General features: G+C 74.4%; 10 protein-coding genes and 1 riboswitch. Of the genes, 3 read left to right on the top strand and 7 right to left on the bottom strand.

Features of this window, described 5'->3' with window-relative positions:
- Positions 1-47: 47 nt before the first annotated feature.
- Positions 48-338 (bottom strand): DUF3017 domain-containing protein, encoded by a 291-nt coding sequence (locus A4A78_RS06855; protein ID WP_062947581.1) that lies wholly within the window; start codon positions 336-338, stop codon positions 48-50.
- An 84-nt stretch (positions 339-422) separates the two neighbouring features.
- On the opposite strand from A4A78_RS06855, the gene aspA reads away from it, so the two are divergent.
- Complete coding sequence (gene aspA, locus A4A78_RS06850; RefSeq protein WP_062947580.1) at positions 423-1,955, top strand: aspartate ammonia-lyase; 1,533 nt, start codon at positions 423-425, stop codon at positions 1,953-1,955.
- A gap of 75 nt (positions 1,956-2,030) precedes the next feature.
- On the opposite strand, the gene ppk2 is transcribed toward aspA, so the two are convergent.
- The 3 genes from ppk2 to purN form a co-directional block, all read right to left on the bottom strand.
- On the bottom strand, positions 2,031-2,936 hold the full coding sequence (gene ppk2, locus A4A78_RS06845) for a polyphosphate kinase 2 (protein ID WP_053917153.1): 906 nt from the start codon (positions 2,934-2,936) through the stop codon (positions 2,031-2,033).
- A gap of 183 nt (positions 2,937-3,119) precedes the next feature.
- Positions 3,120-4,775 carry a bifunctional phosphoribosylaminoimidazolecarboxamide formyltransferase/IMP cyclohydrolase gene (gene purH, locus A4A78_RS06840; RefSeq protein WP_062947579.1) on the bottom strand — a complete coding sequence of 552 codons (1,656 nt, stop codon included), beginning with the start codon at positions 4,773-4,775 and terminating at the stop codon, positions 3,120-3,122.
- Positions 4,776-4,804: 29 nt separating this feature from the next.
- Positions 4,805-4,886, bottom strand: a riboswitch (ZMP/ZTP riboswitch).
- A gap of 123 nt (positions 4,887-5,009) precedes the next feature.
- Positions 5,010-5,582: a phosphoribosylglycinamide formyltransferase gene (gene purN / locus A4A78_RS06835; protein WP_062947578.1), complete on the bottom strand. Its 573-nt coding sequence runs from the start codon at positions 5,580-5,582 to the stop codon at positions 5,010-5,012.
- A gap of 154 nt (positions 5,583-5,736) precedes the next feature.
- Here purN and A4A78_RS06830 point away from each other — a divergent pair, with 154 nt between their 5' ends.
- The gene (locus A4A78_RS06830; RefSeq protein ID WP_062947577.1) at positions 5,737-6,165 is read left to right on the top strand and encodes a hypothetical protein; all 429 of its coding nucleotides are present in this window, start codon (positions 5,737-5,739) and stop codon (positions 6,163-6,165) included.
- On the opposite strand, the gene A4A78_RS06825 is transcribed toward A4A78_RS06830, so the two are convergent.
- Positions 6,143-7,612 (bottom strand): DUF6350 family protein, encoded by a 1,470-nt coding sequence (locus tag A4A78_RS06825; RefSeq protein WP_062947576.1) that lies wholly within the window; start codon positions 7,610-7,612, stop codon positions 6,143-6,145. The two genes, A4A78_RS06830 and A4A78_RS06825, sit on opposite strands and share 23 nt — an antisense overlap.
- A 160-nt stretch (positions 7,613-7,772) precedes the next feature.
- Here A4A78_RS06825 and A4A78_RS06820 point away from each other — a divergent pair, with 160 nt between their 5' ends.
- Entirely contained in the window at positions 7,773-9,071 is a 1,299-nt protein-coding gene (locus tag A4A78_RS06820) for an isochorismate synthase MenF (RefSeq protein WP_062947575.1), read from the top strand.
- 124 nt (positions 9,072-9,195) lie between these two features.
- On the opposite strand, the gene A4A78_RS06815 is transcribed toward A4A78_RS06820, so the two are convergent.
- Both A4A78_RS06815 and menD read right to left on the bottom strand, forming a co-directional pair.
- Positions 9,196-10,629, bottom strand: a complete 1,434-nt coding sequence (locus tag A4A78_RS06815; RefSeq protein ID WP_062947574.1) for a trypsin-like peptidase domain-containing protein — start codon at positions 10,627-10,629, stop codon at positions 9,196-9,198.
- A 22-nt stretch (positions 10,630-10,651) separates the two neighbouring features.
- On the bottom strand, positions 10,652-12,448 hold the full coding sequence (menD, locus tag A4A78_RS06810; protein ID WP_062947573.1) for a 2-succinyl-5-enolpyruvyl-6-hydroxy-3-cyclohexene-1-carboxylic-acid synthase: 1,797 nt from the start codon (positions 12,446-12,448) through the stop codon (positions 10,652-10,654).
- Between the last annotated feature and the right edge of the window lie 2 nt (positions 12,449-12,450).

Below are 12,450 nucleotides of genomic sequence, written 5' to 3'. Positions count from 1 at the left end.
GGCCGACGAAGCTCACACCTCGACGGGCCCTCCCGAGGCGCTTCGGCTCAGAGGTTCGGCGAGGTGCTCAGCACCGCGATGCCGAGCGCGAGGGCGAGCAGCACCGCGACGTCGAGGCCGCGGGAGCGGACGGCCAGCGCGCCGACCGCCCGCACGGGCAGCAGGGCCCGCATCAGCGCGAGGACCAGCAGCAGTGCCGCCAGGAGCACGCCGGCCAGCGGCGCCGACAGCGTCGCCCCGATCAGGACGATCAGCGCGAGCGCGGGCAGGGCGAGGGTGAGCACCGTCTGCCGCCGGAAGGCGGCGCGGAGCGTGTGGGGGGATCGGGGCGCGCGCACCCGGCCATCGTACGGGCCACGCCCCGCTACCCTGGCAGGGGCCGGCAGAGCCGTCGGCCACAGCGACATCTGGAGGATCCCACGATGACCAGCCCCGGTGCGACGTCGACCGGCACCCGCCGCGAGCACGACCTGCTCGGAGACCGCGACGTCCCAGCCGATGCCTACTACGGCGTTCAGACCCTGCGTGCAAACGAGAACTTCCACATCACGGGGGTGCAGCTGCAGCACTTCCCCCGGATGGTCGAGGCCCTCGCCCAGGTCAAGCGTGCCGCCGCCCGCGCCAACCATCGCCTGGGGGCGCTCGACGACGAGCGCTTCGCCGCGATCGACCGCGCCTGCGAGGAGATCATCGGCGGCGCCCTCCACGAGCACTTCATCGTGGACATGATCCAGGGCGGGGCCGGCACGAGCACGAACATGAACGCCAACGAGGTGATCGCCAACCGCGCGCTCGAGATCCTCGGGCACGAGAAGGGGCAGTACGACCGGCTGCACCCCAACAACCACGTCAACCTCGGCCAGTCCACCAACGACGTCTACCCCACGGCGATCCGGCTGACGATCATGCTGTCCTTCCCGGCGCTGGCCGAGGCGATGGACCACCTGATCTCCACCCTGCGCGCCAAGGGCGAGGAGTTCTCCTCGGTCCTGAAGATGGGGCGCACCCAGCTGCAGGACGCGGTCCCGATGACGGTGGGCCAGGAGTTCCACGCCTGGGCCACCACGATCGAGGAGGACGTCCAGCGCCTCACCCGCACCGCGACGCTGTTCCAGGAGATCAACCTCGGCGCGACGGCGATCGGCACCGGCATCACGTCCGATCCGCGCTATGCGGCGATGGCCACGGCCGAGCTCGCGGAGCTGACCGGGGTGCCCTTCGTGGTCTCCGCCGACCTGGTCGAGGCCACCAGCGACACCGGCGCCTTCGTGACCTTCTCCGGGATCCTCAAGCGCATCGCGGTGAAGATCTCGAAGATCTGCAACGACCTGCGCCTGCTGAGCTCCGGGCCGCGGGCCGGCCTGCACGAGATCAACCTGCCGGCCGTGCAGCCGGGCAGCTCGATCATGCCCGGCAAGGTGAACCCGGTGATCCCGGAGGTCGTCAACCAGGTCGCCTACGAGGTGATCGGCAACGATCTCTCGGTGACCTTCGCGGCCGAGGGCGGTCAGCTGCAGCTGAACGTGTTCGAGCCGGTGATCGCCTTCAACATCCTCGAGTCCACGCAGATCATGACCCGTGCGATGAACACCCTCGCCGACCGCTGCGTCGCCGGGATCACCCTGAACGAGGAGGTGCTGGAGGACTACCTGCACCGTTCGATCGGGGTGGTCACGGCGCTGGTGCCGGTGATCGGGTACGCGGCCTCGACGGAGGTCGCGGAGGAGGCGCTGGCGACGGGCCGTCCGGTCCGGGACCTGGTGCTCGAGCGCGGCCTGCTGGACGAGGACCGTCTGGCCGGGCTGCTCTCCCCCGCCTCGATGACCTCGCCGCACCGGGCGACGGCCACCGGCACCATCCCGGCGCTCGACGAGGAGCCGGAGCCGGCCACCGCCACGGAGCAGCCCGACTCGGGCGAGGTGGCGCTTCCGCCCACGGAGCGCCTGGACTTCTGAGCCGCACCGGAGAGCCGACGGGCCGGTCACCCCGAGGGGGGACCGGCCCGTCGCACGAGCGGCGCCGTCAGCGGCTCACTCGTCGGCCTCCTCCATCTTCCCGCGCATGACCAGCTTCGGGTCCGGGCTGCCCACGATCTCGTGGTCCTTGTCCTCGTACTCGAACTGGGAGAGGAAGTAGCGCATCGCGTTCAGGCGGGCGCGCTTCTTGTCGTTGGAGCGGATGATCGTCCACGGCGCGTACTTCTTGTCCGTGCGGCGGAACATCTCCTCCTTGGCCTCGGTGTACGCCTCCCAGCGGTCCAGCGACTCGAGGTCCATCGGGGAGAGCTTCCAGCGCCGCACCGGGTCCAGCTGCCGGATCGCGAAGCGGGTGCGCTGTTCCTTCTGCGAGACGGAGAACCAGAACTTGGTGAGGTGGATGCCGGAGTCCACCAGCATCCGCTCGAAGTAGGGGACCTGGTTCATGAAGGTCTCGTACTGCTCGGGGGTCGCGAAGCCCATCACCCGCTCGACGCCGGCGCGGTTGTACCAGGAGCGGTCGAAGAGCACCATCTCGCCCTCGGTGGGCAGGTGCTGGACGTAGCGCTGGAAGTACCACTGGCCGCGCTCGCGGTCGCTGGGCTTGTTCAGCGCGACGACGCGGGCGGTGCGGGGATTGAGGTGCTCGGTGAAGCGCTTGATGGTGCCGCCCTTGCCGGCCGCGTCGCGCCCCTCGAAGATGATGACGGCCTTCTGGTCGTTGTCCTCGAGCCAGTACTGGAACTTCAGCAGCTCGACCTGGAGCTGGTACTTCTGCAGCTCGTACTCCTCCCGGTCCATCCGGGTCTCGTACGGGTACCCCTCCTGCCAGGTGTAGACCGGGTTCCCCTGAGGATCGATCAGGTCCGGGTCCGGGGTGTGGCCGTCCTGGACCGAGTACCCCTCCTCGCGCAGGTGCTCGATGTACTCGCGCAGGCTCTGGTTGTCGGGGATCTTCACGGTCACTCCTTCGGCGCTCGCTGGTGGATGCGCCCAAGCTTAAAGGTCACGGATGGACCGGAGGTGAACAGAGGTCCTCCGCCGTCGGGGAGCCCCGCCCGGGGTCGGCGCAGGCCGACGCGGGCAGGGCGGGGAGGCACCGCCCGTCCGGGCCGGGCGGCGCGGACGGGCGGGGCCGGGCGGTCAGTGGGCGAAGTGGCGGGTGCCGGTGAGGTAGAGCGTGACGCCCGCGGCGCGGCACGCCTCGATCACCTCGTCGTCGCGGATCGAGCCGCCGGGCTGGACGATCGCCCGCACCCCGGCGTCCAGCAGGATCTGCACCCCGTCGGCGAAGGGGAAGAAGGCGTCCGACGCGGCGACCGCGCCGCGGGCGCGCTCCGGCGCGGACTCGCCCTCGGCGTGCTCGCCGAGGGTGTTGGCGCGGGAGACGGCCAGGCGGCAGGAGTCCAGGCGGTTGACCTGGCCCATCCCGATGCCGACGGCGGCGCCGTCCGCGGCCAGGAGGATCGCGTTGGACTTCACCGCGCGCACCGAGCGCCAGGCGAACTCGAGATCGGCGAGGGTCGCCTCGTCGGCCGCCTCGCCCGCGGCGAGGGTCCAGCCGGCGGGGGCGTCGCCCTCGGCGTCGACGCGGTCCGCGTCCTGGATCAGCATCCCGCCCCAGATCTCGCGCATCTCGACGCCGCGGGAGTACTCCCCCTCGAGCTTCAGGATGCGGAGGTTCTTCTTGGTGCGCAGCAGCTCGAGGGCTTCGTCCTCGTAGCCGGGGGCGAGGATCACCTCGGTGAAGATCGGCTTGACCTGCTGGGCCATGGCGAGGGTGACCGTGCGGTTCGCGGCGATCACGCCTCCGTAGGCGGAGACGGGGTCGGTGCCGTGGGCGCGGGCGTGGGCGAGGGCGATGTCCTGACCCTCGTCGACCACGGCGACGCCGCAGGGGTTGTTGTGCTTGACCACGGCGACGGCGGGGCGGGCGTGGTCGTGGGCGGCGCGCACCGCGGCGTCGGCGTCGACGTAGTTGTTGTAGCTCATGGCCTTGCCGCCGAGCTGCTCGGCGCCCGCGATGCCGGGGACGGCCTCGTCGGTGACGGCCAGGCGCGCCCGCTGGTGGGGGTTCTCGCCGTAGCGGAGGGTCGCGGTGATCCCGAGCTCCGCGGCGTCCGCGTCGGAGAGGTCGAGGATAGAGGGGATCTCCGCCTCGTCGGCCTCGACCGCGGCCTCGGCGTCCGCGTCGTCCTCGGTGAGCTGGCCGAGCATCCAGTCGCTGATCGCCTCGTCGTACTCGGCGGTGCGGGTGAAGGCGATGGTCGCGAGCTCCTGGCGCTCGACGAGGGTGAAGCCGCCCTCCTCCGCGGCCTCGGCCGCGATCGGGTAGCCCTCGGGGTCCACGACCACGGCGACGGAGGCGAAGTTCTTCGCGGCGCCGCGCACCATGGTCGGGCCGCCCACGTCGATCTTCTCGATGATCTCGGCGAAGCTGCCGCCCGAGGCGACGGTCTCGGCGAAGGGGTAGAGGTTCACGACCACGAGGTCGAAGGGGGCGATGTCGTGCTCGGCAAGCTGTTCGCGGTGGGACTCCAGGCGCTGGTCGGCGAGGATCCCGCCGTGCACGCGCGGGTGGAGTGTCTTGACGCGGCCGTCGAGCATCTCGGGGAAGCCGGTGACGGTCTCGACCTCGGTCACGGCGATACCGGCGTCGCGGATCGTGGAGGCGGTGGAGCCGGTCGAGACGATCTCCGCGCCCTGCTCGGCGAGGGTGCGGGCGAGGTCGACGATGCCGGTCTTGTCGAAGACGGAGAGGAGGGCTCGGCGGATCGGGCGGCGTTCTGCGGTGCTCACGTGGCGTGCTCCTGTTCGGATCTGCTTGCGGAGGGCACCCAGGCGGTCGATGCCCCCGACGTCACAACACTCCCCGGTGGTCCCCCACCTGCGCCAGTCGTGTGGGTCCCAGCCTAGCGGTCCGCGCGCGCGTCACCGACCCCGGCTGGCATCGGCGAGACGGGGCGCGGGTCCCGGCAGGCGGGAGCGGAACGGTGCCGCGTGCGTCCGGCGGGATGCGGCGGGCCGGACTCGTCAGCGAGCGGCGGTCAGACGGCGCACGACCTCGACCAGCAGCGGCTGCTCGACGGCCTTGATCCGCTCGTGGAGGGCCTCCTCGGTGTCCTCCTCGAGCACGTCCACGGCGCGCTGGGCGAGGATCCGCCCGGTGTCCACGCCCGCGTCGACCTCGATCACGCTGCAGCCGGTGACCTTCACGCCGTGGGCGAGGGCGTCGCGCACGCCGTGGGCGCCGGGGAAGGCGGGCAGCAGCGCGGGGTGGGTGTTGATGATCCGGCCGCCGAAGGCCTCGAGCAGCGGCGGGCCGACGAGCTTCATGAACCCGGCGAGCACCACGAGCTGCGGGTCGTGGGCGGCGACGGCGGCGGTGAGGGCGCGGTCCCAGGCGGCGCGGTCGGGGTGGTCGCGCAGGGCCACCACCTCGGCGGGGATGCCGGCGGCGCGGGCGTGCTCGAGGCCGGAGGCCTCGCGGTCGGCGAGGACGGCGACGACCTCGTAGGGGCACTGCTCCTCCGCCGCGGCGGCGAGGAGGGCGGCGAGGTTCGAGCCGGTGCCGGAGATCAGGACGACGACAGGGGTGCGGGTCACCGTCCCAGGGTAGTGCGCGGCGCAGCCGGGGGCCCGCTGAGGCGGGGGCCGGGCCGGGGCCCGCGGCGGCGGTGGGGCCAGGGACCCGCCGCGGCGGCGGGGCGGGACGCCGTCACGCCCGCCGGCCGACGGCAACAGCCGCGGGCACGGCACAATGGGTGGGGTGAACAGCGATCCCGACTCGTCCCCGCGCTCCGACGTCACCCCGGAGAGGCGCCACCGCCGCCGGGTGGGCGCGCTCGCGATCGCGCTGCTCGCCTCGTGGCTGCTGATGATGATGCCGCTGCCGCTCTCGCTGCTGGCAGGGGCGACCGGGCTGGTCGCGCTCGTGCTGCTGGTGCCGGTGATCGTCCAGTCGGTGAAGGACCGGCGCTGGTCGATGGTGGTGATCGGCGGCCTGCTCGGCGTCCCGGCGACGCTGATGATCATCTCCGGAGCGCTGCTGAGCACCCTGTTCTACGGCCCGCTCGCCGAGCTCGAGGAGTGCCGCGCCTCGGCGATCACGGAGCAGGCGCGCACCGCCTGCGACTCCGAGGCGCAGGGCTCGATGGTCGACTGGCTCAGCGGCCTGCTCGGGGGCTGAGCGGGTCCTCGCCCGCGTCGTCCGCGCTCGAGGCGTTCCGTTCCCGGTCGCGGTCGAGATCCTCGTCCTGATCGTCGCGGTCCTCGGCGCCCTCATCCCAGGCGTTCAGGTCCGACGAGTGCTCGTCGTCGGCCGTGTCCGCGACCTCGTCCCTCGCGCCGTCGGCGCCCTCGCCGCGCTCCGCGGACTCGGCGGCGTCCACGCGCTCGCGCAGGGAGGCGATCCTGCGTCGCGTCCACGGCACGAGGTCCGTGGCGAGGACCGCGAGCACGAGCCCGGTCGCGAGCACGACAACGCCCAGAAGCGGCAGCACGAGGGTGCCCATGGCGGGGCCGAGGTGCACCAGGCGGCCGTCGCCGATCCCGCCGGTGGTGAGCCCGGCGAGCAGCAGCACCGCGACGACCACCACGACCGGGTAGGCGATCCAGGCCGTGATCTGCTCGCGCCGTTCAAGCTCGGCCACGTCCCGTACCAGGGAGACGGCGCCGAGGCCGACGGCGAGCGCGGGCACCAGCATCAGCGCCCAGGCCGCTCCCGGCAGGGCGCCCGGCTCGGGCAGCGCGCCGAGGACCGGGAGGGCCGGCAGCACGCCGGTCTGCACCTCGCCCAGGGAGATTCCGGTGGACGTCCCCACCACGACGGTGCCGCCCAGCAGCACCACCAGCCCCCACACCGCCAGCAGCGGCAGCAGCGCCAGCTGGAGCAGCGTGAGCACCAGGCCGCCGACGATCCCGGGGGCGAGCTGGTCGAAGAGCGCGGACTGGGCCGGCACGTGCGTGAGCATCAGGACCAGCACCAGCAGCATCCCGGCGCCGAACAGGCCCAGCACCGCCAGGAGGGCGGAGCGGGCGACCGCGCCGTAGGGGGCGGGCAGCAGCTCGAGCACCCGCACGCCCGGCACCGCGCTGGTGGGCTCGCGCCGCAGCGACCACAGCAGGCCGATCAGTCCGCCGCCGATGGCGACCAGCGCCCCGGAGACGACGGCGGAGGTCACCATCGGCGCGGCATCGGCGCTGCGGCCGATGGCGGCGAGCACCGCGAGACCGATCGCGTAGGTCCCGCCGAAGGCGGCGAGGGAGACGCCCGCATCCCGCAGCGCCCCGACGCGCAGCACGCCGTCGTCGCGCACGAGCTCGAGGCGGTGGCCGACCCGGCGCAGCGACAGCGCAGCCAGGAGCACGAGCAGGATCTGCAGGCCGACGGGGGTGAGGGTGACCGCCCCGTCGATCACGCCGGTGCTCAGCATAATCCCGCCGCCGTGCCCGAGCACCAGGACGTTCAGCGCGATCAGCACGGCGTCCAGCGCGGTGGCGCTCGAGGCGGTGCCGGCGACCTGCGCCGCCAGCGCCGGCACGACCACCACGGCCAGGCCGATCCCGAGCACGGACAGCGCCGCGATCAGCCCGCGCACCAGGGGCGTCGTGATGCTGTCGCCGTCTGTGCTCACGCGATGCTCCTCGGGAGGTGGGGGGGAAGGCGCCCGGTCGGTGCCGGGCCCGCGGTCTCTCGCCGGACCATGGTCGCACCTCGCCCCCTCCGCGGGACGCATCCGGGGACGGGACGCGGGTCACGGCGCGGCGGCGCGGGGGTGTCGCATAATGACACGGATGTCCGCTCCTTCCACGCTTCCCGACCTCTCCGCGCCCGCCTCCGCGACGCCGCTCGTGCGCACCGTGCGGATCGAGGAGCCGGTGGACCTGCTGGGCCACGTCCCCGCGGGGGTCTCCGGCGCCTGGCTGCGGCACGGCCAGGGACTGGTGGCCGTGGGTCGGGCCTGGTCGGTGCGCACCACCGGTCCGGACCGCTTCGCGGCCGCGAGCGCCGCCTTCCGCGACCTCGCCTCCCGCGCCCGGGTCGACGACGAGGTGCGGGTGCGCACCAGCGGCCTGATCGCGCTGGGCTCCTTCTCCTACGCGGGCGCCTCCGAGCGCCCCTCGACGCTGCTGGTGCCGCGCGCGCTGCTCGGGGTCCACGACGGGGAGGCCTTCCTCACGGTCGTCGGGATCGACGAGGAGCCGGAGCTGCCGGCCTCGTGGCGCGACCTGTTCCCCTCCTCCCCCGTCGACGTGCCCGCGGCCGCGCCGCTCGAGCTCGAGGCGGACCACACGCCCGACGAGTACCAGGCGCTGGTCCAGCAGGCCGTGGACGAGATCCGCGCCGGCGCCGCCGAGAAGGTCGTGCTCTCCGAGCGCACCTCGGTGCGCAGCCCGGAGCCGCTCTCCCCCGCCCTGCTGCTCACGCGGCTCGCCCGCGCCTACCCGAGCACCTGGGTGTACCACCTCGAGGACGTGATCGGCGCGAGCCCGGAGATGCTCGCCCAGACGGAGGACGGGCGGGTCTTCTCGCGCGTGCTGGCAGGGTCCCGGCCGGTGGCCGACGACGGCGAGCTCGACGAGGCGGACCGTCGGGCGTTCCGCGCCGATCGCAAGGAGCGCTCCGAGCACGCCTACGCGGTGGACTCCGTGGTCGAGCGGCTCGAGGACCTCGCCGCGGAGATCGAGGTCTCCGCGGAGCCGTTCGTGCTGCGCCTGCCGGGGCTCGAGCATCTCGCCTCGGACGTCTCGGCCCGCCTGCACGAGGGGGTGACGAGCCTGGACGTCGCCGCGCGCCTGCACCCCTCGGCGGCGGTCTCCGGCACCCCGCGCGAGCAGGCCGACGAGATCATCGCGCGCCTCGAGCCGCACGACCGCGGCGGATACGCGGCCCCCGTCGGCTGGATGGACGCCAGCGGCGACGGGCAGTGGGCGATCGCGCTGCGGATGGCGCACCTGACCGGGGAGCGCTCCGCGGTGCTGCAGGCCGGGGGCGGGCTGGTCGCGGCCTCCGACCCGGTCTCCGAGCATGCCGAGGCGCTCGCGAAGTGCCGGCCGATGCTGCGGGCCCTGCGCGGCGACGCCGAGGCCTGAGCCCGGGGCGCGGCGCCCGAGGGCCCGAGGCGAGGGCACGGCACAGGAGCTCGGCGCGAGGGACTGCGCGGCCCGGCTCGTCGCCGCCCGAGCGACGGCCGGACGGGCACGTGCTCTCCCCTGCTCAGCCCTCCCGGGCCGCGAGGGTGATCTCGAGCGTCTGCACCTTCCCGTCGCGCACCAGCTCGAGCGTGTGGGTGGAGCCGACCTCGAGGCCGCGCACGATGCCGGTCAGGGCGCCCGCCCCGCCGACGGGGGTGTCGTCGATCCCGGTGATGAGGTCCCCCTCGGCCAGTCCCGCCTCCGCCGCGGGGCTGCCCGGCTCCACGGCGACGACCTCCGCGCCGCGGTAGCCGGCGCTGCCGTCGTCGGCCGTGCCGTCGGTGGTGGTCACTCCGACGAAGGCGTGCTGGACGGTGCCGCCGTCCTGGAGCTGCTCGGCGATCAGCATCGCCGTGTTCGCGGGGATCGCGAAGCCGAGTCCGATGCTGCCGGCCTGCCCGGACTCGTTGGGGATCGAGGCGATCGCGGTGTTGATGCCGATGACCTGCCCGGCGGCGTCCACGAGCGGTCCGCCGGAGTTGCCGGGGTTGATCGCGGCGTCGGTCTGGATCGCGGAGGTGAACGTGGTGTCGGAGCCGTCGGTCTCCTCGCCGGTGGCGCTGACCGGCCGGTCCAGCGCCGAGACGATGCCGGTGGTGACCGTGTTCTCGAGGCCGAGCGGGGTGCCCAGCGCCATCACGGGCTGGCCCACCTCGACGGTGGAGGAGTCCGCGAAGGTCGCCGGCTGCAGGTCCTCGGGCGGGTCCTCCAGGCGGATCACGGCGAGGTCGGTCGAGGGGTCGGTGCCCACGACGCTCGCGGCGAAGCTGCGTCCGTCGCTGGTGGTGACCTGCAGGGACTCGGCGTCGCCGGCGACGTGGTCGTTGGTGAGGATCGTGCCGTCCTCGTCGAGGACCACGCCGGTCCCCTGGCTGGTGCCGGAGCCGGTGGAAGAGAGGATCGAGACGGCGCTCGGGGAGACCTGCTCGGAGATCGCGGCCCAGTCCGGGTCCTCCGAGGTGGTCGTCGCCGCAGGTCGCGCCTCGGAGGTCTGCGAGTCCTGCGCGGCGGCGACCGGCTCGTCGCCCTGCAGCTGGTCGTAGGCGACGACGCCGCCGAGGGTGAGGCCGCTGGAGAGCAGCATCCCGGCGAACACGAGGGCGCTGGTCCCGCCCCAGCCGGGCCCGCGGCGGGGCGCGGCCGTCCCGGCGGCCCCGGCGGCGACCGGCGCGGGGGCGCCGGAGCCGGCAGCGGCGGCCCCGTGGAGGGCGTGATCGAACGGAGAGGCTGTGGCCGGGAGCTGCTCGGTCGTCTCGGCCGACGGAGCGCCCTGGACCGGAGCCGCGCCGTAGGCCGGGGTCGCGCCGTAGTCCGGGGCCGCGCCGTAGGACGCGCCGTACGGGGGCGCCACGTCGTAGGGAGCAGGGCTGCCGTAGGACGGCGGCGGGTCGTACGGGGCATCCGGGGTCCCGGCGCTCGGGTCGCGGGGCGGCTGCGGGGCGTGCTCGTCATTCATGGGGTCATGTCACCACCCGCGCTCAAGAGTTCCTCGGGACCGCGCTGGACGGCTCCTGGACGACGAGCACCCGCAGTCCCTGCGCGGGTTCGGCGAGCGCCGCCGGCAGCGCGTCGGCCTCGAGAGAGCGCGCGTCCGCGCCGAGTCCCGCGGCGACGGCCGCGATGTCGGCGCCGTGCGGGGTGGTGAAGAAGCGACGCAGCAGCGCGGGCGGGGCCGCGGCGTGCTCGAGGCCGGAGAAGATGCGGCCCCCGCCGTCGTCGACGACGATCACGTCGAGGTCGGGGCGCGGCTCCTCGGGGCCGACGAGCAGACCGGTGAGGTCGTGGAGGGCGGTGAGGTCGCCGACGAGGAGCCGCGTGCGGCCCCGCTCCCCCGGCTCGTCCCGTGCGGCGCGGGCCAGGGCGAGGCCGCCGGCCATAGCGGTGGTGCCGTCGATCCCGGCGAGGCCGCGGTTGGCGATCACACGGGCCGGGGTGGGGCCGGCGTGCTGCTCGAGGTCGCGCACGAGGCTCGAGGAGCCGAGCACGAGCAGGTCGCCAGGCCCGGAGGCCTCCCAGACGGCGAGCGCGGCGCGCTGCTGCCACGGCTGCGGCAGCCGCGCTGCGGCGGCGTCGGCCGCGGTGCGCCACGCCTGGACCCACGCGCGGCGCTGTGCCGGGTCGGGCTCCGAGGCGTCGGACGCGGGCGGCGCGGCCCCGGGCGAGGCCGCGTCCTTTCCGGTCCCGGATGCGTCCTGCCCGGTCCCGGAAATCTCCTGCCCGATCGCGGCGGGGACCACGAGGCTCGCGCGGCGGGCCACATCGGGCCAGTCCGGATGCGGGTCCACGACGACGACCTCGACGTCGGGCGCACCCAGGAGCGCGCCGACAACCGGCCGGGACAGCGTGGGGTGGCCGAGCACGATCGCGCGGCGGGGGCGCAGCGGGTGCTCGGGATCGGCCATCACCTCGCCCAGCAGCGCGGGATAGCGGGGGACGAGGCTCTCCGCCGTGAGCGCGCCGGAGCTCGGCTCGGCCAGCAGCGGCAGGCCGTGCGCGTCGGCGAGCGCGGCAGCGGCCGGTCCCGCCCCGTCCCCGGCGACGACGACGGTGCGGGAGTCGACCGGGACCGGCTGCGGGGCGGGCGCCGGGGCGGGGGCGCGGCGCGTGACGACGATCCGCTCCGGCGCCGCGGTGCTGTCGGGCTGTTCCGAATCCTCTGCGCGGGGCACGAGCGGATCGCGGAAGGAGAGGTTCAGGTGCACAGGGCCGGGGTGCTCCCCGGTCGCGGCGGCGAGGGCGCGGGCGGCGGTGGAGACGGCGGTGCGCAGCTCGACCGGGCTCGCCGCCTCGGCGGTCGGGGCGGGCAGGTCCACGGCCAGGCGCACCAGGGAGCGGAAGATGCCGGCCTGGCGGGTGGTCTGGTTGGCGCCGACCTCGCGCAGCTCGGCGGGACGGTCCGCGGTGAGCACGAGCAGCGGGATCCGCGAGTGGTGCGCCTCCATCACGGCGGCGTGGAGGTGCGCGGTGGCGGTGCCGGAGGTGGTCACGACCGCGGCGGGCCGGGCGGGATCCAGGCGGCCGAGGCCCAGGGCGGTGAAGGCGGCGGCGCGCTCGTCGATCCGCACGTGGGCATGGATCCGACCGGCCACCTCGTCGGCCGCGAGGCCGTAGACCAGCGGCGCGGAGCGGGAGCCGGGGGCGAGAACCGCCTCGGCCAGTCCGAGCTCCGCGAGTGCGGACCAGATCGCGACCGCCTGGTCCACCGCGCCGGAGCTGGTGGGCCGGGGCGCGGGGATCGTCAGCGGCGGGGGGATCGGGGCGGAGGGCTCGTGCACCC

Source organism: Brachybacterium sp. sponge (assembly GCF_001613775.1).
Taxonomy (GTDB): domain Bacteria; phylum Actinomycetota; class Actinomycetes; order Actinomycetales; family Dermabacteraceae; genus Brachybacterium; species Brachybacterium conglomeratum.
The sequence above is the reverse complement of the archived record's forward strand: the minus strand, read 5'-3'. Positions and strand labels throughout refer to the sequence as shown.